Here is a 21,929-nt window from a genome sequence, read left to right on the forward strand (position 1 = left end):
CAGTTTCCTGCCTTTCTCTGTGGTGGGGGGCTAGGCCTCGGCCAGTGCGGGGGACGGCGCCGCTTCCCGCTCGCGCGCCGGCAACAGCCACGCCACGACGATCGCGGCGCCCAGCGCGATGCCCGCGCACACCAGCGAGCTCACCTGCAGGCCGTCGAGGAAGGCGCGGTCGACGACGGCGCGGACGTGGCCGGCCTGCGAGGCGGGCAGGCGTCGGATCACGGTGTGCGCCGCGGCCATCGAGTGCCGCATGGCCTCGGCGGGCAGGCCGGTCAACGCGTTCGACCCGAGATGTCCCGAGTACACCGACGCGAAGATGCTGCCGGCGATGGCCACGCCGAGGGTGCCGCCCAGTTCGCGCGTCGTGTCGTTGACGGCCGAGCCGATGCCGGCCTTGTCGGTGGACAGCGATCCCATGATCGCCTCGGTGGCCGGCGAGACGGTCAGGCCGAGGCCGCCGCCGAGCAGCAGCATCTGTACGGCGATCTGGCTGTAGGGCGTGGCGGCGTTCGCCGTGGATGCCCACGCCAGGCCGGCGGCGAACACGGTCAGGCCGGTGGCGACGACGGCGGTGGTGCCGACCCGTTCCACCAGTCGGGGCCCCACGATGCTGGCCACCGCGATCGAGCCGGCGACCGGCAGCAACCGCACGCCGGCCTGAAAGGCCGTGTAGTCCTTGATGAATTGGAAGTACTGGGTGATGACGAAGATGAAGCCGAACAGCGTGAGGAAGCCGGCGGTCACCGCCAGGCTGCCGCCGGAGAATCGGCGGTTGAAGAACACCGAGACGTCCAGCATCGGGTGGGTGCTGCGCCGCTCCCATGCCGCGAACGCGGCGAGAACGATTGCCGCGAGGGCGAATCCGGCCGCCGTCCGCCCGTTGGTCCATCCCCAGGTGGGTGCCTCGATGACCGTGTAGACCAGCGTCGTGATCCCGGCCGCGGACAGGATCAGGCCGGGAATGTCGACGCGCGGCGCCGCCGGGTCGCGCGAGGTCGGGACGAACAGGACACCGCCGGCGATGGCCAGCACCGCGATGGGGATGTTCACCATGAAAATCGAGCCCCACCAGAAGTGTTCGAGCAGCCAGCCGCCGCTGATCGGTCCCACGGCCACTCCGACGCCCACCATCGCCGCCCACAGCCCGATCGCCTTCGCGCGCGGCGCCGGGTCGGTGAAGATGTTGGTGATCAGCCCCAGCGTGGTTGGGAAGATCACCGCCGCGCCCACGCCCATGGCGGCGCGGGCCGCGATCAGCGCGTCGGCCGAATTAACCTGCGCCGCAACGCCGGAGGTCAGGGCGAACAGGGCCAGGCCCAGGCTCAGCGAACCGCGCCTGCCGAAGCGGTCGGACAGGCTGCCGGCCGACAGCAGCAGCCCCGACATCACCAGGGTGTAGGCGTCGACGATCCATTGCAGCTGGGCGGTGTCGGCGTCGAGTTCGCGCGACAGGGTGGGCAGCGCGACGTTGACGATGGTGGCGTCGACGCTGATGACGAAGACGCCGAGGCAGATGACGCCGAGCGCGGCGATCGGGCGATTCCGGAATATCGGTTCGGTGGGCATGGACAAGACGCTAAAGCTGATAGACAAATAAATCAAGTAAAGAGTTGAAAAAGACGTCTATGCGCAGGTAGACTGGCATGGTGGCGTCCCGCAGGAACTACAACCAGAACTGCCCGATCGCGCGTGGCCTCGACGTCCTCGGCGAGCGGTGGACGCTGCTGATCCTGCGCGAGCTGGTCGGGGGCGCCCGCCGCTACGGCGACCTGCGCGACGCGCTGCCCGGCATCGCGACCAATCTGCTGGCCGAGCGGCTAAAGGAATTACAAGAGGCGGGGATCGTCGACCGGATCGACCTGCCCGCCCCGATCGGGCGTACCGTGTACACGCTCAGCGACCTGGGCTGGCAGCGGGTGCTGCCGGTGTTGCGGAGCGTCGCGTGGTTCGGGCTGGACCGGATGGACCCGATCGAGGACGGCCCGGGAACGCCCTTGAACGGTTTCCTGGCCGGATTCCTGCTCGGCTTCGATTCGGCCGGCGCGGCTGGCCTGGAGGCCACGATCCGCATCGAGATAGACGGCCGCCGTTTCGAATTCGCGGTCACACAGGGCAGGCTCGCCGGCGCGCGTGGCGAGCCTGCGGTGACCGTGACCGCCAGCGCGGCCGATCTGGTCGCCGCCCGCCTCGGGGCAACCGAGGCCAAGCGCAAGGCGGGGCTGCGGCACATCACCTTCGACGGCGACCCCGCGGCCGTCGACGCGGTGCGCCGGGCCTTCGCGCTGTAGTGCCTCACGCCTGCATTGCGCTGATCCACTTTTCGAGCCGGCGTGCCTGATGCGCCATGACCTCGGGCCGCGCCAGGGCGTTGGTCAGCACCGCGCTGCCCTCGTAGGCGATGACGAGTTCGAGCGCCAGGTCACGGGCGTCGCGGCGGCCCATGGCTTGGAATTGCTGCTCGGTCCAGTCCAGCAGGGTTTGCATGATCGGCGCGGTGAGCGCGGGCGACTGGCCCGGCTGGTTCGCCAGCTCGGTGCACAGCGTTCCCAACGGGCAGCCGTGGTCGGCGATGGTGTCGCGCGACTCCGCCAGCATCCCCACGAGTGCCCTGAGCCGGGCCTTGGGGCTGCCGTGCCGGCGCTGCAGCGCGGCGGTGGCGGAGCGGATCTCCTCGGTGCGCGCCTCGACGACGGCGGCCACGATGTCGTCTTTGGTCTTGAAGTAGTAGTACACGTTGCCCAGCGGCACCTCGGCGGCCTCCGCGATGTGCGCGAGTGTGGTGCCCGCGATGCCCTGGCGGTAGAACAGGTCGCACGCGGCCGCGATCAGTCGCTCTCGCTTACCGGTTGAGTCAGCCATATCACTCACGGACTATAGACGGCACGCTTCCATGCTCAGGTTCCACAGCAGGTCCCGGTTCTCCGGCGTGTTGTGCGCGGTCCTGACCTTCTTCGCCCTGCGGTTCGCGAAGTACTGCCCGGAGAGCTGGGCCGCTTCGGGTGAGTCGGCGAGGAACACCGACGTCGCGGCGCCTCTGTCCGGGGACCGCGAAAAGGGCAGCGCCGCATAGGAGATCGCCCGGAAGACACCTTCAGCCCCGCGCATCATCGGCGTCCTGACGATCCCGGGGTGTACGGCGTTCGCGGTGACGCGCGTCGGCGCCAGCCGCTGCGCCAGCTCGACGGTGAAGAGCAGCACGCACAGTTTGGACGCGGCGTAGGCGCCGATGGTGGAGAACCGGCGCTCGCTTTGCAGGTTCTCGGGTTCGAATTTACCGGCGCGGTAGACGCTCGAGCTGAGGTTGACGACCCTGCCCTGTGGGCTCTTTTCCAGTGCGTCGAGCAGCAATTGGGTGAGGTAGAACTGCGCGAGGTAGTTGACCTGGAACGTCGTCTCGTAGCCGTCCTCGGTCAGCGCGCGCTGCGGCATGACGACGCCGGCGTTGTTGACCAGCACGTCCAGCCGCGGGTAGCGCGCCGCGAACTCCTGGGCCAGCCGGTGCACCTGCGCGAGCGACCGCAGGTCGGCGGTGAGGTAGCCGACGTCGCGGTTGCCGGTGGACGCCACGATTTCCGATGTGACGGTCGCGGCCTTGGCCTCGTTGCGCGCGGCCAGCACGACGGTGTGGCCCTTGCGGGCCAGCGCGGTCGCGGTGACCTTGCCGATGCCGTCGGTGGCGCCGGTGATGAGGCAGATCGGGTTGTCCATGGACTACGCGGTGGTCGTCGTGGCGCGGGTGGGCCGTGCCAACATGCGCGACATCATCGAGCGGGTGACGGCGGCCGGGACGAGCGCGGTCGTCACCCGGTTGAGCCGGCCCGGGATGCAGTGGGTTCGATTGCGCTCCAGTGCGCGCAGCGCCTCACGCGCGCAAGCGTCCGGGGCCATGGGCGGCATCGGCAATTTGTCGGGGTGCAGGCCCAATTGGGCGATCGCCGGGGTGCGGGTGGGCCCGGGGTGCAGCACCGTGACATGCACACCGTGCTTGGCCAGCTCGCCGTGCAGGCCGGCGCCGAGGCTGGCCACATAGGCCTTGCTCGCCGCGGTGTTGGCCAGGTACGGGACGCCGTGTTTTGCTCCCAGCGCGGAGACCAGCACGATGCCGCCGCGGCCGCGCCGCGCGAGCCGCTCGCCGAAGTGGTGCGTGAGGCCCAGGTGCGCGGCCGTGTTGAGCCGCAGGATTGCCCGCTGCGCCTGCAGATCGGAGCCCACAAAGGGCCCGGGCAGTGCCTCGCCGGCGTTCGACACCAGCAACCCGACGTCGATGTCGTTGGTAGCCTGGGTGATTGGCGTCAGCATGCCCGGGTCGGACAGGTCGACGCAGACGGCGCGACAGTCGACGCCGTACCCCCGGGCCAGCGCCGCGCCGAGGTCCTGCAGGGCGGCCTGACGCCGCCCGACCAGCACCACGTTGATGCCCGCTTCGGCGAGCTGGTGTGCGAACTCGCGCCCGATGCCCGACGACGCCCCCGTCACGACCGCCCAGGGCCCGAACCGATCTGCGTTGATACTCATGGTGTTTGGACCTCTCCTCAGACGCTCCGCAGGGCCAGAGCGGGATTGTGGCTTAGTTGCACAACTTACTATTCCGATAGGTTCTCTGGCAAGGGCTGATTGATGACCACCTGAATACCCAAATAATTCGCTGCTAATGGCCATTGCGTTGGGACGGTTGGGGTAGCTACTGTGTTGGTCAGCTGACTTAATCCGCACGATGACATCGAGGCCGAGAATGAGTGTCGTCAAACGCGCGTGGATTCCGCTGGTGGTCGTGCTCGTGGTCGCTCTCGCGGGTTTCGCCGTCTACCGGCTGCACGGGGTCTTCGGCGCCCGGGGTGCCGCGTCGGCGACCGCCGCGCGACCCGATGAGATCAAGCCCTTCGATCCCAAGCGCGTGACCATGGAGGTCTTCGGGCCGGCCGGAAGCGTCGCCGACATCAACTATCTCGACGTCGACGCCGCACCGCGGCGCGCCGACGCCGTGCCCCTGCCGTGGACGTACAGCGCGGCCACGACTGACCCGGCGGTCAGCGTCAACGTCGTCGCGCAGGGCGACGACGCGGTCATCGGCTGCCGCATCACGGTGAACGGCGGCGTCAAGGCCCAGCGAACGGTCGCGGGAATTCATCCGCAAACCTTCTGCCTGGTGAAGTCCGCGTGATCGCGCGCACGGTACGCCGGCTCTCGGTGCCCATCCTGCTCTTCTGGCTGGGGCTGGCCGCGGTCACCAACATCGTTGTCCCGCAACTGGAAGCGGTCGGCGAGGCGCACGCGGTGTCGATGAGCCCCGACGACGCCCCGGCGGTGCGGGCCATGAAGCGCATCGGCCGGGTGTTCAACGAGTTCGACTCCGACAGCGCGGTGATGGTGGTTCTCGAGGGCCAGACGCCGCTGGGCGACGCGGCGCACCGCTTCTACGGCGACCTGGTCGGCAAGCTCGCCCAGGACCGCAAGCACGTCGAGCACGTCCAGGACTTCTGGAGCGATCCGCTCACCGCCGCCGGCTCGCAGAGCCCCGACGGCAAGGCCGCCTACGTCCAGGTCTTCCTCGCCGGCCGCCAGGGCGAGACGCTGGCCAACGAGTCCGTCGACGCCGTCCGGCGGATCGTGTCAAACACCCTGCCGCCCAACGGGATCAGGGCCTACGTCGCCGGACCCGCTGCCGTGACCACCGATGAGCTCGAATTCGGCAACAAGAGCGCCCGCAAGGTGATGGGCGTGACCGTCGGGGTCATCGTGCTGATGCTGCTGATCGTGTACCGCTCGCTGGTCACCGTGCTGCTGACACTGCTGATGGTCTTCATCGAATTGCCCGCCGTGCAAGGGGTGATCGCGGTCCTCGGAGACCACCGGATCCTCGGGCTCTCGACCTTCGCCGTGCAGATCCTTCCGATTCTCGCCATCGCCGCGGGGACCGATTACGCGATCTTCCTCGTGGGCCGATATCAGGAGGCCCGTCAGGCCGGCGAGGACCGCGAAGCCGCCTACTACACCATGTTTCGCGGCAGCGTCCACGTGGTCCTCGGGTCGGGCCTGACCATCGCCGGCGCGATGCTGTGCCTCAGCTTCACCAGGCTGCCCTATTTCCAGACCCTGGGCGCTCCCTGCGCGATCGGGATGTTCACGTTGGTGGCGGCCGCGCTCACGCTGGGTCCGGCCGTCATCACGGTGGGCAGCCGATTCGGCCTCTTCGACCCCAAACGGACGATCAAGACGCAGGGGTGGCGGCGCGTGGGCACCGCCGTGGTCCGCTGGCCCGCACCGATTCTCGCCGCCTCCGGCGCGACCGCGCTCGTGGGGCTGCTGGCGCTGCCGTCGTTCACGACTAGCTACAACGACCGCCGTTACCTGCCCCCGACCACGCCGTCCAACATCGGCTACGCCGCCGCCGACCGGCACTTCTCACCCGCGCGGTTGAACCCCGACCTGATGTTGCTGCAGACCGACCACGACATGCGCAACCCCGCCGACATGCTCGTCCTGGACCGGGTGGCCAAGGGCGTCTTTCAAGCCGACGGCGTCGCTCGCGTCCAGTCCATCACCAGGCCGCTGGGCGCCCCGATCGCGCACACCTCCATTCCCTTTCAGATCAGCATGCAGGGCACCACGCTGACCGAGAACATGAAGTACCTGCACGACCGCATGGCCGACATGCGCGCGATCGCCGATCAGATGACCGGCGTCATCGACACCATGCAACGCATGCTCGTACTGATGCACCGGCTCGCCGGCACCACCCACGACGTCGCGGGCCGGACGAGGCAGGTCGTCGCCGACACGAACGAGGTACGCGATCGCATCGCCGATTTCGACGACTTCTTCCGGCCGCTGCGCGGCTACCTTTACTGGGAGCGGCACTGCTTCGACATCGGAGTCTGCTGGGCGCTGCGGTCGGCGTTCGACGCGCTCGACGGCGTCGACAAGGTCACCGACGACCTCGGCGGTCTCGTGAACGACACCGACCGGCTGGATGACCTGATGCCGCAACTGATCTCGCTGCTGCCGCCGATCATCGACGCCACGACGACCATGCGCGCCATGACGATGACGATGTACAGCACGTTCGCGGGCCTGCTGGATCAGATGGACGCCGCGCAGCAGGGTGTCGCCGCGATGGGGCAGGCCTTCGACGCGGCCAAGAACGACGATTCCTTCTACCTGCCGCCGGAGGTCTTCGACAACCCGGACTTCAAACGCGGCCTGGCGATGTTCCTTTCGCCCGACGGCAAGTCCGCCCGCCTCATCATCACCCACGACCGGGATCCCGCGACCCCCGAGGGGGTTTCGCACGTCGACGCGATCGAAAGGGCGGCGCGCCACGCCGTCAAGGGAACTCCCCTGGCGGAAGCCAAGATCTACCTCGGTGGCACGGCGCCGACGTACAAGGACATGAGTGGCGCGGCGAAATACGACCTGCTGATCGCGGGAATCGCCGCGGCCTGCCTGATCTTCGTCATCATGCTGGTCATCACAGGAAGCGTCGTCGCGGCCCTGGTCATCATCGGCACGGTGGTGCTGTCGTTGGGCGCCTCGTTCGGGCTGTCGGTGCTGGTGTGGCAGGACATCCTCGGTATTCCGTTGCACTGGCTGGTGATAGCGATGGCCGTGATCATCCTGCTGGCCGTGGGGTCGGACTACAACCTGTTGCTGGTCTCCCGGTTCAAGGAGGAGATCGGGGCCGGCATCAAGACCGGCATCATCCGCGCCATGGGTGGAACCGGTGCGGTGGTGACCTCGGCGGGCCTGGTGTTCGCGTTCACCATGTCGTCCTTCGTGTTCAGCGACCTACGGATCATCGGTCAGTTCGGCACGACCGTCGGCATCGGACTGCTCTTCGACACGCTGGTGGTGCGGTCGCTGATGACGCCGTCGATCGCCGCCCTCCTCGGACGCTGGTTCTGGTGGCCCCGGCGGGTGGGCGTCGGCCGTCGGGCGCGCCGGCCCGACGCTGTCTCGACTCGTACCGCCCGGGAGGGCGTGCCCACATGAACCCGCAGACACTGTCCGACTCGATACGCATCGCCGCCCCGCCCGACCGGGTGTGGGACCTGATCACCACCGTCGCCACCATCGCGGAGTGGTACGACACCTGGGACGCCGTCGAACACGCCACCGGCGACCAACGACTGCAATTGGGCACGTCGTTCCGCCTGATCCGGCACCGCGGCGGACGCGATGACAGCGCGCTGTGCCGCGTGACGTCGCTGCAACCGCGCCGGCGATTGTGCTGGGTGCAGTCCGCCCCGCACCGGCCCATCATGTCGGTCGAGTTCCGGCTGGTCGCCGGGGCCGACGGGGCCGCCGGCACCCTCCTGAGCCACACCAGGAGCTGGATCGAACCGGGCCTCGGGTAACGCCTCGCCATCGTCACCAGGACACCGGAAGCGCGGTGAGCCCGCCGGCGAGCACGTCGCTTCGCGTGGGCAACGCCGCGGGATCGACCGTCAGGCGCATCGACGGGAATCGCGGGATCAGTTGCCCAAAGACGGTTTTCAACTCGATGCGCGCCAACGGAGCCCCGAGGCAATAGTGTGCGCCGTGCCCGAACGTGAGGTGCGCGGCGTGCTTGCGGGCGACGTCGACGCGTTGCGGTTCGGCGAACGTCGTGGGGTCGCGGTTGGCCGCTCCGATGTCCAGCAGCACCAGGTCGCCGGCGCGGATGGCGACACCGTCGATGTCGAAGTCCGTTCGCGCGTAGCGGGGAATGCCGCCCACCCCACCGCCGGACGCCGTCGCTCGCAGCAGTTCCTCGACGGCGTTGGGGATCAGCGCAGGGTGATCGACGAGCGCCTGCCACTGATCGCGGTTCGACAGCAATAGCGTTGCTCCGAGCCCGATTTGGACCACCGTGGTCTCGTGCCCGGCGAACAGCAGGAACATCGACATGGTGGCGGCCTCCTCGTCGGAGACGCCGTCGGTCGCGCACAGCCGCGAGATCACGTCGTCGTCCGGGTGCGCGCGCTTGCGCTCGACCAACCCGCGACCGTAATCGAACAGCTCGGCCAGCCCGCGCTCGGAGCGGGCGTGATCGCGCACGTTGCCGGCGTCCTCCGCCCACGCGCGGAACTGGTCACGGTCGGAATAGGGCACCCCGAGCAGCTCGCAGATCACCAGGATGGGCAGCGGCAGCGCCAGCCGCGCGTGCAGGTCGGCCGGCGGGCCCTGGTCCGCCAGTTCGTTCAGCAGCCCGGTGGTGAGCGTTTCCACTCGCGGCTCCAGCGACCGCAGGTGCCTGGGCGAGAAATGGGGCTGCAGCAGCGCCCGCATCCGCGCGTGGTCGGCCGCCTCGGTGTCGAAGTCGCCCAGGGGGCCGCCGAACAACGCGGATTCCCCCGTGCGCGCGGCCGTTTCGGGTTCGCGGTGAGAGCGACCGAGGCGATCGTCATCCAGCAGCCGTCGCACCTGGGCGTAGTCGGTGACCAGCCAGGCCTCGTCGCCGACGGAGGTGAGTACCGATTGAATGGATGCCATCGGAGCCTCTTGTATAGAGCAGCATATACAAGGCTACTTGTATACTGTCTTCTAGACAAGAGGAGGTTGGCGTGACGACCGTCCAATCCGAGCCGACCCGGCGGCTGCCCCGCGCCCAGCGGCGGGAACAGATCCTCGAGGCCGCCACGCGCGCCTTCGCCCGCGGGGGCTTCGCCAAGACGGGGCTCGATGCCATCGCCGCGGAGGCCGGTGTCACCCCGGTGATCCTGTACCGGCACTTCGCGTCGAAGGCCGACCTCTACCGGGAGGTGATCGAGAGCGGTCACACTCGGCTGCGCGAGGCCACCGGCGGGCAGGAGTTCGACGATGCCAGCATCCCCGCGTTCATTCGTGCGGCTGCGGCGGATCCGGACGCCTTCCGGCTGCTCTACCGTCATGCCGCACGCGAAGCGGAGTTCCGCGACGTGATCGACACCCTCATCGAGGGTTCGGCCGAGATCACCGGGCGGTACCTCGCGGACATCGCCGACCAGCGATGGCGGGGCTGGGCGGCGCGACTGCTGCCCACCATCACGATCGACGCCGTCATCGCCTGGCTCGACGCCGGCCAGCCCGACCCCGACGAAGCCGCCACCCGAATCCGGAGCATCGTCGACGCGGTGATCGCCGCCGCGTCCGCGCAGTGAGCGCGGTCGTCGCCAGCCACTAAACTTGCGGCGTGGCCGAACCTGCCGACCCCGACGTGGTATCGCCCCGCCCCGTGCTGGTGGTGGACTTCGGGGCACAGTATGCGCAGTTGATCGCCCGACGCGTCCGCGAGGCTCGGGTGTTTTCCGAGGTGATCCCGCACACCGCCACGGTCGACGAGATCAAGGCCCGCAACCCGGTGGCGGTCGTGCTCTCCGGCGGACCGGCCAGCGTCTACACCGAGGGTGCCCCGCAACTGGACCCTGCGCTGTTCGACCTCGAGGTGCCGGTGTTCGGCATCTGCTACGGGTTTCAGGCCATGGCCCAGGCCCTGGGCGGCACGGTCGCCCACACCGGCACCAGCGAGTACGGCCGCACGGAGCTGAAAGTCCTTGGCGGCGAGCTGCATTCGGGCCTGCCCGACGTCCAGCCGGTGTGGATGAGCCACGGCGACGCCGTCACTGCGGCGCCGGACGGATTCGACGTGGTCGCTTCCAGCGCGGGCGCGGCGGTGGCCGCCTTCGAGAACCGGGGGCGACGCCTGGCCGGGGTGCAGTACCACCCGGAAGTGATGCACACCCCGCACGGGCAGCAGGTGCTCAGCCGGTTCCTGCACGACTTCGCCGGGCTCGGTGCGGAGTGGACGCCCGCCAACATCGCCGACGCGCTCGTCGAGCAGGTCCGCGCGCAGATCGGGGACGGCCACGCGATCTGCGGTCTGTCCGGCGGGGTCGATTCGGCGGTGGCCGCCGCGCTGGTGCAGCGCGCCATCGGCGAGAGACTGACGTGTGTGTTCGTCGACCATGGCTTGTTGCGCGCCGGCGAACGCGATCAGGTGCAGCGCGACTTCGTGGCCGCCACCGGCGCCAACCTGGTCACCGTCGACGCCGAGGAGACCTTCCTGCAGGCGCTGTCGGGGGTGCACAACCCCGAGGGCAAGCGCAAGATCATCGGGCGGCAGTTCATCCGGGCGTTCGAGGGCGCGGTGCGAGACATTGTGGGCGACACCGATTCTCAGGTCGACTTCCTGGTGCAGGGCACGTTGTATCCGGACGTGGTGGAGTCCGGCGGGGGCAGCGGCACGGCGAACATCAAGAGCCACCACAACGTCGGCGGCCTGCCGGGTGACCTGAAGTTCAAGCTCGTCGAGCCGCTGCGGCTGCTGTTCAAAGACGAGGTGCGCGCCGTCGGGCGTGAGCTGGGCCTGCCGGAGGAAATCGTTGGGCGCCAGCCATTTCCGGGCCCGGGGCTGGGGATCCGGATCGTCGGCGAGGTCACCGCGCAGCGGCTGGACACGTTGCGGCGCGCCGACTCGATCGCCCGCGAGGAGCTCACCGCCGCCGGCCTGGACAACCAGATCTGGCAGTGCCCGGTGGTGCTGCTGGCCGACGTTCGGTCCGTCGGCGTGCAGGGCGACAATCGCACCTACGGGCACCCGATCGTGCTGCGGCCGGTGTCCAGCGAGGACGCCATGACCGCCGACTGGACCCGGGTGCCCTACGAGGTGCTGGAGCGCATCTCGACCCGGATCACCAACGAGGTGCCCGAGGTCAACCGCGTGGTGCTGGACGTCACCAGCAAGCCGCCCGGCACCATCGAGTGGGAGTAGCTCGGCTCTCTGCGGCGAGTGTGCGGCCAGCCGCACGCTCGAGGCCGAAGGTGCGGCCAGCCGCACACTCGCGCGGTTACGCGACGAATTCGAGTCTGCCGTAGGCAATCTGGGCCGCCTCCCAGTTCCCGCCGGCATCGCCGACGAGCCGGCGGGCGACGTCGAGGTCGTCGTCCCCGGCGACCACGATCAGGGTGTGGTCGGTGGTGGTGACGGACCCGCCCCGGATGCGCTGGCGGGCGACCGGATCGGCCGCCAGCGCGGCGCCGAAGCGCGCGATGTCGACGTCCGGCACGGCGATGAGGATCGCGTCCTCGTCGGGCGCGCGCTGCGGCAGGTAGTCGAAGGTCAGCACCGCTTCCTGGTCGAACTGGCGGCGCAGCGCGTCGGCGGCGGCGTGCGACGAGCCGCTGCACAGGTGGAATTCGCGCGAGCGCTCGGGGATGCTCCGTCGCTGCGCGCTGGACCAGTACACGCCGTCGAGCGGGGTCGATCCCGTCACCGCCGCGCCGCTGAGCGCGATCGTCACGGTGGCCTGCGCCTCGAACAGGGGGTCGGCGGTCTCGGTGGCGAACAGCTCCGCCGGTTGGCAGGGCGCGGCCCGGGCGGGCGTCGGCAAAGTGCAGCAAAAAAGCACCATCAGCCACACCAGCACCGACCGCATAAAGCAGCCTCTCACGTTTCTTGACGGTTGTCGGAGGGTGGGTGTTTACTCGCCAATGTATCGAACAAACTTTCGAATGGAGGCTGGTCATGACTGCGGCTATGGCCTCCGATCACCGCGCTGAGCAGCTGGAATCGCTGCGCCGCCGGATGGCTGAGATCTCCGGGAAGATCTCCGGCAAGGTCTCCGGGCGCGGCGTCCCCGCCGACGACCTGCTGCCGGATTCGGAATCCGGGCTGGCGCTCCCGCGCTGGCTCGCGGAGTCGCTGCCGGTGCCGTTGCCGCGGGGAACGGTGGCCGTCCTGTCGGGGGCCCGGTCGCTGGTGTTGAGCGTGGTGGCCGCGGTGACGGCGGCCGGTGGCAACGCCGCCATCGTCGGCCAGCCGGACATCGGGCTGCTGGCCGCCGCGGAGATGGGGGCGGACCTGAGCCGGCTTGCGGTGATACCGGACGCCGGGACCGATCCGGTCGAGGTGGCCGCGGTGCTCGTCGACGGCATGGACCTGGTGGTGCTCGGCCTGGGCGGGCGCCAGGTGCCGCACACCCGGGCGCGGGCGGTGGTGGCGCGGGCCCGCAACAAGGGGTGCACCCTGCTGGTCACCGACGGCGACTGGCAGGGTGCGCCGACGCGGTTGGAGGCGCGGGTCTGCGGTTACGAGCTCACGGCGGGTGCGGGCTTCGGCCGCATCGGCGGGGTGCGGCTGCGGGTCAGCGGGCTGTGCGCGGGCAGGCGGGTGATCGGCCGGTCGCGAGCCGGGTGAGTTCGGATGGCTTCCTCACGCGCGCTGGCGATCTGGTGCATGGACTGGCCCGCGGTCGCGGCCGCGGCCGCGGCGGACCTGCCCGCGACGGCCCCGATCGCGATCACGTTGGCCAACCGGGTGATCGCCTGCTCGTCGGCCGCCCGCGCGGCGGGAGTGCGGCGCGGGCTGCGGCGACGGGAGGCGGCGGCCCGGTGCCCGCAACTTCACGTCGCGACCGCCGACGCCGACCGCGACGCGCGCTTCTTCGAAGGGGTGATCGCCGCGGTGGACGACCTGGTGCCCCGGGCCGAGGTGCTGCGGCCCGGCCTTCTGGTGTTGCCGGTACGCGGGGCGGCCCGCTATTTCGGGTCCGAGGAGCGGGCCGCCGAGCGGCTGATCGACGCGGTGGCCGCCGCCGGTGCCGAGTGTCAGGTCGGGATCGCCGACCAGCTGTCCACCGCGGTCTTCGCCGCGCGCGCGGGCCGGATCGTCGAGCCCGGGGGCGACGCGAGGTTCCTGTCGACGCTGTCGATCCGGCAGCTGGCCACCGAGCCGAGCCTGTCCGGTCCGGGGCGCGAGGAGCTGACGGACCTGTTGTGGCGGATGGGAATTCGCACCATCGGGCAGTTCGCCGCGCTGTCGCGCACCGACGTGGCCTCCCGGTTCGGCGCCGACGGGATGGCCGCGCACCGGTTCGCCCGCGGCGAACCCGAGCGGGGACCGTCCGGGCGCGAGCCGCCGCCGGAACTCGAGGCCGTGCTGGACTGCGACCCGCCGATCGACCGGGTCGACGCCGCGGCCTTCGCCGGGCGCTTCCTGGCCGGCACGCTGCACCAGACGCTGATGTCCGCGGGGGTGGGGTGCACCCGGCTGGCCATCCACGCCGTCACCGCCAACGGCGAGGAGCGGCAACGGGTCTGGCGGTGCGCCGAGCCGTTGACCGAGGACGCCACCGCCGACCGGGTGCGCTGGCAGCTCGACGGGTGGCTGAGCAATCGGACCGCCGACAGGCGTCCCACCGGGCCGGTGACGCTGTTGCGGCTGCAGGCGGTGGAGGTGGTGTCGGCCGAGGCGCTGCAGTTGCCGCTCTGGGGCGGCCTCGGGGAGGAGGACAGGCTGCGGGCCCGCCGGGCGCTGGTGCGGGTGCAGGGCCTGCTCGGGCCGGAGGCGGTGCGGGTGCCGGTGCTGTCCGGCGGCCGCGGGCCCGCCGAGCGGATCACGTTGATCCCGCTGGGTGACGAGCCGGTGCCCCGGGCCGACCCGGGCCTGCCGTGGCCCGGCCAGCTGCCGGGGCCGTCGCCGGCCGTGCTGCTCGATGACCCGGTGGATCTGCTTGATGCCCGATGGAATTCGATACGGGTGACCGGCCGGGGGATGTTCTCGGCCGATCCTGCCCATCTGACCTTGCGCGGCCGGGACGAGGGGCTGCGCTGGTGGGCCGGGCCGTGGCCGGTCGACGAGCGGTGGTGGGACAACCGCCCGGAGGCCGGTCAAGGGGGGAGTCGCACGGCCCGCGCCCAGGTCCTGCTGGAGGACGAGCGGGCGTTCCTGCTGTGCTATCGCCGGCGACGCTGGTATCTCGAGGGAAGCTATGAGTAACGCTGCGACTCAACGTGTTCGACGCCTTGCGAGGCGTCTGGCCGGCAACCCAAGCCTTCGGTACCGTGGTAGTCGAAGGATGTTCAGCGAAGGAGTACAGATGGCGGCTGAAATCGGCCGGCAGGTCGACGTCGTCCTCGCACGAGGAACGGGCGCCGTCCTGGAAGCTGCGCATGCGACGGCGCTCCACCTGAGCCGGATGGTCGGCGCGGTGTCAGAGGCCGCGTCCAGGGCCGTATCCAAAGTCGGCAGCGAGGCCGGTGACTTGGTCTGGAGCTACCGGCATGTCGCCGGCAACCGGCCCCCGGCCCGCGGCAACGACGATGTGCCCGCAGACTTGCCGGACCCGGGCCATCCCAACAACCTGATCGACATCCGCACCGGCGAAGTGGTTCATCGCCGGCAGTAGACCACCTGGCTCGGTCAGATTCGCCGCGCGAACGGCCCGACCCGCTCGATGAACTCCGCGAAGAACGCCGCCGGGTCCACGTCAACGCCGATCAGGGCGTTGGCTTTTCGGTCGCCCGACCAATCGGGTGTCGTCACGCCCCGGGTCGGGGTGTCCGCCAGCTCGACGTCCACGGTCGCCGCCCGGGTCGTGATCAGCCGCGGGTCCAGCGCCGCCGCGGCGGCCAACGGGTCGTGCATGAACGCGACGTAGCCGTGCCCGCGGGCCTCGTGGGACTCGAAGTAGAACCGCATCGCGTCCTCGATCACCGGGATCAACGGCGACGGGGCCGCCTCGGCAGCCAACCGGGCCAGGATGTCCGGCGTCATCGCGACGCGCCGCGTGAGGTCCAGGCCGCAGACGATCGGGAGTTGTTGCTGCCCGGCCCAGCCGGCGAACACCTCGGCGGCCGCCTCCGGATCCACCCGGATGTTCCATTCGGCCAGCGGATCGGTGTCCCCGCCGAACGCGCCGCCCATGATCACCAGCCGTCGCAGCATCCTCGGCAGCGCGGGTTCGGCGCGCAGCGCGAGCGCCAGGTTGGTCAGCGGGCCGGTGACCAGGCCGACCAGCTCGCCGGGATGGGCGTGCGCCGCGCCCACCCACGCCGCGGTGGCGTCGTGACCGGCGAGCCCGCGGTCGGTGCGGGGGAGTTCGGCATAACCCAATCCGGTCGGACCGTGGAACTTCGAGTGATGGGGCCACCGGCCGCACAGCGGTTCGTCGGCGCCCTTGGACACGGGAATCGTTGGGGCACGGCATAATTCGAGCAAACCCAGGTTGTTGGCGCAGACCTGGTCCACGTGAATGTTTCCGCCGGTCGACGCGATGCCCACCACCTCGGCGTCCGCGCTGGCCAGCAGATAGATCAACGCCATCGCGTCGTCGATGCCGGTGTCGACGTCGACGAAGATGGCGTTCACCGCCGCGACGATACCGGCCTACGGCCAGGCCGACGCGAAGGTGATCACCAGGACGTCGCGCTGCGCCGGCCCGGAGCCGTCGATCGGCCGGATCGGCGAGACGCCGTGCAGGGTGCGGCGGTCGTCGCCCAGCATCAGCGTCCCCGGCTCGGCCAGCGTCGTCGCCAGCAACTGCCGGCCATCCAGGTCGCACACCGTGCTCTCGCCGCCGATGGCGTTGCGGCGCCCGACCAGCAGCGACGTGACCAGGGTGACGCCGTCGCGGTGCAGGCCCTCGGGCGTGGGGGTGCCGTCCTCGTCCGCGCAGCATCGGACGCGGAACGGGTGCACCTTCACGTTCCAGTCGGCGACGTCGTCCAGGGCCGCTGCCACCCGGGCCAGCAGCTTGATCACCTTGTGTAGCAACGGATCCGCGGCGAACGCGTCGGTCAACGGCTCGAAGTCGCGGTCCTTGCCGACGTAGAGCGGATTGGAGTCCTCCGGCTGCGCGAACGCCAGCCTCGGCATGGGGCGCAGCACGCCGTCGCGCAGCGAGTACTGACCGTACCGGCGCAGCCGCCGCACGCCCAGCTCCGCCGCGTAGGGGTCGGGCGCCAGCTGGCGCCAGTGCCGGGCAAAGCGGGTCCATTCCTCGCGGCCCACCTCCAGGCTCCGGGTCACGTCGAGCGAGGGCAGCACGGCGACGCCCGTCGTCGCGACCAGCCGGGCCGCGGCGGCCACCGCGTCGGCGTCCGTCCACTTCTCGCAAAGAACCACCGCGCCGGGATACCGCAATCCGGCCGCCCTGAAACGTTTTGCTGGAGTGTCAGTCTCGGTCGGGGAGCCGCGCCGTGACCTCCTGGACCAGCCACGTATTGCCGTCCGGATCGGTGAACGAGAAGTACGACTGGTAACTGGCGTGCTCGGGGTCGGGCCCGGGCAGCCGTGCTTCCGGCGGGAACGGCACGCCATGCCACATGTCGCTTGCGCGGATGCCGCGGCCGAGTAGGTCCTCGTGGGCCGCTTCGATGTCGCGGACGGTCAGCACCGCCTGCGCCGACCCGGGCGCCGACGGCGTGACGCCCTCGCCGAATGTGACCGAGCAGGCCGAGCCCGGAGGCGTGAACTGGACGACGCGCACGCCCTCTCCCGGCGCGGTGTCGCCGTCAAACCGCCAGCCCAAATTTTCGTAGAACTGCCTTGCGCGGTCGACGTCAGACACTGGGACGACGTGGACCTCGAGGCGCATGTCAACCATGCCGGCTTTCCTTCCTCACGCGCTTCCCGGGCCAGATCGGATGAGATGGCTCGCCAGACACAGCGATTGATGGCTACCAGTGCACTCCCGGCACCAGCCGCACCAGTCGCTTGACCGGGCGTGGTGTCCGGATGCCCCCGGTGACGGCGCGGGCCGGGCGCTTGGGCCTCCGATTCGGCGGCGGCGCTTCAGCCCCGGCGGAAAGGCCCCGCGCCGCGGCGGAATCGGGGTAGCCGAGGTAGAGCTGGTGCAGGATGCGCCGCGACGTCTTCGGCGCGAAGTAGTTGCCGAGCTCGGCGAGCGTGCCCAGCGGGGTGTCGATGCGCGCCGGCTTCTCGACCAGCCCGCGCACCACCATCGCCGCCGCGCGCTCGGGGCTGATCGCGGGCACCGGGTTGAGCCGGTGCGACGGCGCGATCATGGGCGTGCGGACGAGCGGCATGTGGATGTTGGTGAACGTGATGTGGTCGGAGAGGGTCTCCGACCCGACCACGTCGGCGAACGCGTCGAGCGCCGCCTTGGTCGGGAGATACGAGCTGTATTTGGGGTTGCGGGCCTGCACGCCCGCGCTGGAGACGTTGACCACGTGACCGAACCGGCGCTCGCGCCAGTGCGGCAGCAGCGCCAGCACCATGCGCACCGCGCCGAAGTAGTTGACCGCCATCACCCGTTCGTAGTCGTGCAACCGGTCGGTGGAGTTGACCACCGAGCGGCGGATCGACCGGCCCGCGTTGTTCACCAGGTAGTCGACATGATCGAAGCGACCCAGGATGTCCTTGACGGTGTGCTCCACCGACGTTGAGTCGGTGACGTCGCAGGTGAAGGCGTGCGCCTGCCCGCCTTTGTCCCGGATTTCGGCCACCAGCTCATCCAGCGCGTCGGCGTTGCGGGCCAGCGCGAACACCGTTGCGCCCCGTTCGGCGACGGCGATCGCCGACGCCCGCCCGATGCCGCTGGACGCGCCGGTGATGATGACGTGGCGGCCCCGCAGCGGCGCCTTCGGGTCGTCGCGCCGCGCCCGATCGGGGTCCAGGTGCTCGGCCCAGTACCACCACAGCTCGGGCGCGTAGCTCGCGAAGTCGGGCACCTCGATTCCGGTTCCCCGCAACGCCTTACGGGTCTCGTCGCTGAGGAACGTGGGCTTGGAGTCGACGACGTCGAAAATCTCGGCGGGGATGCCCAGCTGGGTGGCCGCCATGTTGCGCAGCACCTTGGCGCGCCCGCGCGCCCCGAGCACCGGCGCGGCCACCGAGCGGGGCAGCGATCCGCGCAGCGGCGGCAGCCCGGCCGCACCGGCCACGCCGCGGTAGATGCCGCGCAGCCCGATGGTTTTGGTCGAGGTGAGGTGGAAGGTTCGTCCGTCGTGCCCCTCGGCGTGCATCAGCGCGACGAGCGCGTCGACGACGTAGTCGACCGGGACGATGTTGGTGCGGCCGGTGTCGGGCAGCAGCATCGGGGTCAGCCACGGCAGCACGGCCAGCTTGGCGAGCACGCCGAAGAAGTAGTACGGCCCGTCGACCTTGTCCATCTCCCCGGTGACCGAATCGCCCACCACGACCGCGGGGCGATAGATGCGGTAGCGCAGCCCCCGTGTCGAGCGCACCAGCGACTCCGCCTCGAACTTGGTCCGGTGATAGGCGGTCGGCAGCCGCTGGCCGACGTCGAAGTCGTCCTCGGTGTACTCGCCGGGAAAGTCGCCCGCCACCGCGATCGACGAGACGTGGTGCAGCGTCGCGCCCAGCCGCCGCGCCAGCTCGATCACCGCCCGCGTGCCCTCGACATTGACGGCCCGCTGCTCGGCCTCGCCCGCGGTGATGTCGTAGATCGCCGCGCAGTGCACGACGTGGTCGACCCGGCCCAGCTCGGCGACGGTCTCGTCGGTCAGCTCCAGCTCCGGCAGCTCCCCGACCAGCGGCGTCGCCCGCTCGCCCCACTCGGCCGCGAGGCGTTCGAAGCGGCCCAGCGACCCGCGGCGCACCAACACCCACACCCGCGCGTCCGGCCGGGTTCCGAGGAGACGGGACACGACGCGGCGACCGATAAACCCGGTACCGCCGGTAACGACATACCGCATGCGGACATGCTAGCCGTCAGCCGCTGAAGTCGCGGATCCCGTCCCATTCCTGCAGCGTCCAGCCCGTCATCGGGTTGCCCGAGATCACCACGCGACCGATGTTGGGCAGCGGATGGGTAGTCCGAAGGCTGTCCTTGGCGTTCTTCACGTTCATCAGCACCCAGTATTCGATGGAGTACAGGTGCGAGAACACGACCGGGTTGTTGTGGCCGCTGTCGTAGACCTTCTGGACGGCCGCGGTGAACCTGTCGTTGAACTCCTTGCCGCTGATCGAGCCGGGGATGCTGTTTTGCACGTCACCCCTGAGCCAGTCCGCCGGCGCCAGCAGGTACGTCGTGGGATCCATCGACGTCGGCTTGCCCTCGAACCAGCCGGCATCGATCTCCTGGACGCCCTGCAGCACCTGCACCTGCTCGTGCAGCTCGGCGGCCAACGGCTCGGCCGTCTGCTGCGCGCGCGCCATCGTCGAGGCGTAGACGGCGTCGTACCTGTTGTGCGCGACCTGGTGCGCGAGCTGTTCGGCCTGCGCCTTTCCCTCCGGGCTGAGGCCCGGACCCGGGATCGAGGTGTCGATGATCCCGTTGGCGTTGGCCTCCGACTGCGCGTGCCGGATGAACGTCAGGGTGATGCTGCGCGGCTGCGGCGAGCCGCCGCACGCGCCGACGATGACCGCCGCGGCGAGCACGGCGAGAACCTTTGCGAGCACGCTCCCCTTGCGCATGTCGATAGCCTGCCCTGCCGGGGGTGCCGGGGGGAAGGGTTTGCGATGGTTAGGTACGAAAAGGCGCGATTCCATCAGTGAGGAGACTCGTATGGCCATTGACCCGAGTGCCGTCGGCGCGGTGAGCGATCCGATGCTGTTCGAATGGACCGACAAGGACACGATGCTCTACGCGCTCGGCGTCGGGTGCGGCATCGACGACCTGTCGTTCACGACCGAGAACAGCCACGACATCGCCCAGCAGGTGCTGCCCACCTACGCGGTGATCTGTTCTCCGGCCTTCGGGGCGGCCGGCAAGATCGGAACGTTCAACTGGGCCATGCTCTTACACGGATCGCAGGGCGTCCGGTTGCACGCGCCGCTGCCGCCGGCGGGGAAGCTCTCGGTGGTCTCCGAGGTCACCGACATTCAGGACAAGGGCGAGGGCAAGAACGCGGTCGTGATGCTGCGCGGCCGCGGCACCGACCCGGACTCGGGCAAGCTGATCGCCGAAACGTCGACGACCTTCGTCGTCCGGGGCGCGGGCGGGTTCGGCGGACAGCCGGGACAGCGGCCCGTCGCGCCGGAGATCCCGGACCGCGAGCCGGACGCCCGGATTCCGCTGCCCACCCGGGAGGATCAGGCGCTGATCTATCGGCTGTCCGGCGACCGCAACCCGCTGCACAGCGACCCCTGGTTCGCCCGGGAGCTGGCCGGCTTCCCCAAGCCGATCCTGCACGGGCTGTGCAGCTACGGGGTCGCGGGCCGGGCGCTGGTCGCCGAGCTGGGTAAGGGCGTGGCCGCCAACGTCACCTCGATCGACGCGCGGTTCAGCTCGCCGGTGTTCCCGGGCGAGACGCTGACGACGCTGATCTGGCGCACCGAACCCGGCAAGGCGGTGTTCCGCACCGAGGCGTCCGGGGCCGAGGGTTCGGACGCCCGCGTGGTGCTCGACGACGGCGCGGCCGAGTACGCGGCTTAGCGCCGAGGTCCGGTCGGTGCCGGGGGCACGCCAAACCGCCTCTTACTCCAATGTGCTACAGTTAGCACATGGCTTCGGTGGGTGTGCGGGAACTGCGCCAGCGTGCCAGCGAACTCCTCCGCCGCGTCGAGGCCGGCGAGACGATCGAGATCACCGACCGCGGTCGGCCCGTCGCCCTGCTCTCGCCGATGCCCGAGGGCGGCCCCTACGACCAGATGCTGGCCAGCGGCGAGATCGACCGCGCCACAATCGACTTCGATGATCTGCCCGAACCGCTCGAACTCGCAGCCGGCGTCGAGCTGCCGTCAGTGACACTTGCGCGCCTGCGTGAGCACGAGCGTTGATGGCGGCCATCTACTTGGACTCGTCCGCAATCGTCAAGCTCGCGGTCCGTGAGCCGGAATCAGAGGCGTTGCGTCGCTACCTCCGCTCCCGCCGTCCCCGGGTGTCGAGTGCCCTGGCGCGGACGGAGGTCATGCGGGCCTTGCTGCACAAGGGCGAGCCCGCGCGGACAGCCGGACGCCGGACCCTCGCCAAGCTGGATCTGCTTCGCATCGACAACCGGGTACTCGATCTCGCCGGCGGGCTGCAACCATTCGAGCTGCGCACGCTCGACGCCATTCACCTGGCGACCGCGCAGCGGCTCGGCGCCGACCTTGGCAAGGTGTGCACATACGACGCGCGCATGCGCGACGCCGCCGAGGCGCTCGGCATGGCCGTGATCGCCCCGTCTTAGTCGGGTAGCGAGGCGCCGGGGGGTAGTGACGTTGACGCGACGCCGACGTTGGGCATATTCACAGTGCGGTCGCAGGGAACAACGGCGGTTCAATG

23 protein-coding genes are annotated in these 21,929 nt (G+C 70.0%); 12 read left to right on the forward strand and 11 right to left on the reverse strand.

What is annotated here, in order from left to right:
* Positions 1–30: 30 nt before the first annotated feature.
* Complete coding sequence (locus A5696_RS03865; protein ID WP_067873657.1) at positions 31–1,566, reverse strand: MFS transporter; 1,536 nt, start codon at positions 1,564–1,566, stop codon at positions 31–33.
* A 77-nt stretch (positions 1,567–1,643) separates the two neighbouring features.
* On the opposite strand from A5696_RS03865, the gene A5696_RS03870 reads away from it, so the two are divergent.
* On the forward strand, positions 1,644–2,288 hold the full coding sequence (locus A5696_RS03870; protein WP_067873660.1) for a helix-turn-helix domain-containing protein: 645 nt from the start codon (positions 1,644–1,646) through the stop codon (positions 2,286–2,288).
* A gap of 4 nt (positions 2,289–2,292) precedes the next feature.
* On the opposite strand, the gene A5696_RS03875 is transcribed toward A5696_RS03870, so the two are convergent.
* Genes A5696_RS03875 through A5696_RS03885 form a run of 3 tightly spaced genes read right to left on the reverse strand, consistent with a single transcriptional unit; the run spans position 2,293 to position 4,515 of the window.
* The gene (locus A5696_RS03875; protein ID WP_067873663.1) at positions 2,293–2,859 is read right to left on the reverse strand and encodes a TetR/AcrR family transcriptional regulator; all 567 of its coding nucleotides are present in this window, start codon (positions 2,857–2,859) and stop codon (positions 2,293–2,295) included.
* Between the two features lie 12 nt (positions 2,860–2,871).
* The gene (locus A5696_RS03880) at positions 2,872–3,708 is read right to left on the reverse strand and encodes an SDR family oxidoreductase (RefSeq protein ID WP_067873666.1); all 837 of its coding nucleotides are present in this window, start codon (positions 3,706–3,708) and stop codon (positions 2,872–2,874) included.
* Positions 3,709–3,711: 3 nt separating this feature from the next.
* Positions 3,712–4,515 (reverse strand): SDR family oxidoreductase, encoded by an 804-nt coding sequence (locus A5696_RS03885; RefSeq protein WP_067873669.1) that lies wholly within the window; start codon positions 4,513–4,515, stop codon positions 3,712–3,714.
* A gap of 217 nt (positions 4,516–4,732) precedes the next feature.
* On the opposite strand from A5696_RS03885, the gene A5696_RS03890 reads away from it, so the two are divergent.
* From A5696_RS03890 to A5696_RS03900, 3 genes are read left to right on the forward strand one after another with little or no spacing between them, the layout of a single operon-like run.
* The gene (locus A5696_RS03890) at positions 4,733–5,161 is read left to right on the forward strand and encodes an MmpS family transport accessory protein (protein ID WP_231964220.1); all 429 of its coding nucleotides are present in this window, start codon (positions 4,733–4,735) and stop codon (positions 5,159–5,161) included.
* The gene (locus A5696_RS03895) at positions 5,158–7,989 is read left to right on the forward strand and encodes an RND family transporter (protein ID WP_067873675.1); all 2,832 of its coding nucleotides are present in this window, start codon (positions 5,158–5,160) and stop codon (positions 7,987–7,989) included. The genes A5696_RS03890 and A5696_RS03895 overlap by 4 nt, the downstream gene beginning before the upstream one ends.
* Positions 7,986–8,354, forward strand: coding sequence for an SRPBCC family protein (locus A5696_RS03900; protein WP_067873679.1), 369 nt, complete (start codon positions 7,986–7,988; stop codon positions 8,352–8,354). The genes A5696_RS03895 and A5696_RS03900 overlap by 4 nt, the downstream gene beginning before the upstream one ends.
* A gap of 13 nt (positions 8,355–8,367) precedes the next feature.
* Here the strand turns inward: A5696_RS03900 and A5696_RS03905 are convergent, their stop codons facing one another.
* Positions 8,368–9,471: a cytochrome P450 gene (locus tag A5696_RS03905; protein WP_067873682.1), complete on the reverse strand. Its 1,104-nt coding sequence runs from the start codon at positions 9,469–9,471 to the stop codon at positions 8,368–8,370.
* Between the two features lie 71 nt (positions 9,472–9,542).
* On the opposite strand from A5696_RS03905, the gene A5696_RS03910 reads away from it, so the two are divergent.
* Positions 9,543–10,118 carry a TetR/AcrR family transcriptional regulator gene (locus tag A5696_RS03910; protein ID WP_067873685.1) on the forward strand — a complete coding sequence of 192 codons (576 nt, stop codon included), beginning with the start codon at positions 9,543–9,545 and terminating at the stop codon, positions 10,116–10,118.
* 32 nt (positions 10,119–10,150) lie between these two features.
* Positions 10,151–11,728 (forward strand): glutamine-hydrolyzing GMP synthase, encoded by a 1,578-nt coding sequence (gene guaA / locus A5696_RS03915; protein ID WP_067873688.1) that lies wholly within the window; start codon positions 10,151–10,153, stop codon positions 11,726–11,728.
* A 76-nt stretch (positions 11,729–11,804) separates the two neighbouring features.
* Here guaA and A5696_RS03920 read toward each other — a convergent pair whose 3' ends face one another.
* Positions 11,805–12,392 (reverse strand): hypothetical protein, encoded by a 588-nt coding sequence (locus tag A5696_RS03920; RefSeq protein ID WP_156738235.1) that lies wholly within the window; start codon positions 12,390–12,392, stop codon positions 11,805–11,807.
* 89 nt (positions 12,393–12,481) lie between these two features.
* Between A5696_RS03920 and A5696_RS03925 the strand changes: the two genes are divergently transcribed.
* The 3 genes from A5696_RS03925 (at position 12,482) to A5696_RS03935 (ending at position 15,143) form a co-directional block, all read left to right on the forward strand.
* Positions 12,482–13,153 carry a hypothetical protein gene (locus tag A5696_RS03925; RefSeq protein WP_067873691.1) on the forward strand — a complete coding sequence of 224 codons (672 nt, stop codon included), beginning with the start codon at positions 12,482–12,484 and terminating at the stop codon, positions 13,151–13,153.
* Positions 13,154–13,159: 6 nt separating this feature from the next.
* Positions 13,160–14,734: a DNA polymerase Y family protein gene (locus A5696_RS03930; protein WP_197516879.1), complete on the forward strand. Its 1,575-nt coding sequence runs from the start codon at positions 13,160–13,162 to the stop codon at positions 14,732–14,734.
* Between the two features lie 100 nt (positions 14,735–14,834).
* Positions 14,835–15,143 carry a hypothetical protein gene (locus A5696_RS03935; protein ID WP_067873694.1) on the forward strand — a complete coding sequence of 103 codons (309 nt, stop codon included), beginning with the start codon at positions 14,835–14,837 and terminating at the stop codon, positions 15,141–15,143.
* A gap of 14 nt (positions 15,144–15,157) precedes the next feature.
* Here A5696_RS03935 and A5696_RS03940 read toward each other — a convergent pair whose 3' ends face one another.
* From A5696_RS03940 to A5696_RS03960, 5 genes are all read right to left on the reverse strand, one after another.
* Positions 15,158–16,105 carry a nucleoside hydrolase gene (locus tag A5696_RS03940; RefSeq protein ID WP_067873698.1) on the reverse strand — a complete coding sequence of 316 codons (948 nt, stop codon included), beginning with the start codon at positions 16,103–16,105 and terminating at the stop codon, positions 15,158–15,160.
* An 18-nt stretch (positions 16,106–16,123) separates the two neighbouring features.
* Positions 16,124–16,861, reverse strand: coding sequence for a 2OG-Fe dioxygenase family protein (locus A5696_RS03945; protein WP_067873828.1), 738 nt, complete (start codon positions 16,859–16,861; stop codon positions 16,124–16,126).
* A gap of 49 nt (positions 16,862–16,910) precedes the next feature.
* On the reverse strand, positions 16,911–17,342 hold the full coding sequence (locus A5696_RS03950; RefSeq protein WP_067873701.1) for a VOC family protein: 432 nt from the start codon (positions 17,340–17,342) through the stop codon (positions 16,911–16,913).
* A gap of 73 nt (positions 17,343–17,415) precedes the next feature.
* Positions 17,416–19,416, reverse strand: coding sequence for an SDR family oxidoreductase (locus A5696_RS03955; RefSeq protein ID WP_067873704.1), 2,001 nt, complete (start codon positions 19,414–19,416; stop codon positions 17,416–17,418).
* Positions 19,417–19,432: 16 nt separating this feature from the next.
* Positions 19,433–20,137 carry a histidine phosphatase family protein gene (locus A5696_RS03960; RefSeq protein WP_067873707.1) on the reverse strand — a complete coding sequence of 235 codons (705 nt, stop codon included), beginning with the start codon at positions 20,135–20,137 and terminating at the stop codon, positions 19,433–19,435.
* 91 nt (positions 20,138–20,228) lie between these two features.
* On the opposite strand from A5696_RS03960, the gene A5696_RS03965 reads away from it, so the two are divergent.
* The 3 genes from A5696_RS03965 to A5696_RS03975 all read left to right on the forward strand — a co-directional run bounded on the left by A5696_RS03965 (position 20,229) and on the right by A5696_RS03975 (position 21,834).
* Positions 20,229–21,098, forward strand: a complete 870-nt coding sequence (locus A5696_RS03965) for a MaoC family dehydratase (protein ID WP_067873710.1) — start codon at positions 20,229–20,231, stop codon at positions 21,096–21,098.
* Between the two features lie 68 nt (positions 21,099–21,166).
* Entirely contained in the window at positions 21,167–21,442 is a 276-nt protein-coding gene (locus A5696_RS03970; protein ID WP_067873713.1) for a type II toxin-antitoxin system Phd/YefM family antitoxin, read from the forward strand.
* Positions 21,442–21,834 carry a type II toxin-antitoxin system VapC family toxin gene (locus A5696_RS03975; RefSeq protein WP_067873717.1) on the forward strand — a complete coding sequence of 131 codons (393 nt, stop codon included), beginning with the start codon at positions 21,442–21,444 and terminating at the stop codon, positions 21,832–21,834. The genes A5696_RS03970 and A5696_RS03975 overlap by 1 nt, the downstream gene beginning before the upstream one ends.
* The last annotated feature ends 95 nt before the right edge of the window (positions 21,835–21,929 follow it).

It is taken from the genome of Mycobacterium sp. E2699 (assembly GCF_001666745.1).
GTDB lineage: Bacteria > Actinomycetota > Actinomycetes > Mycobacteriales > Mycobacteriaceae > Mycobacterium.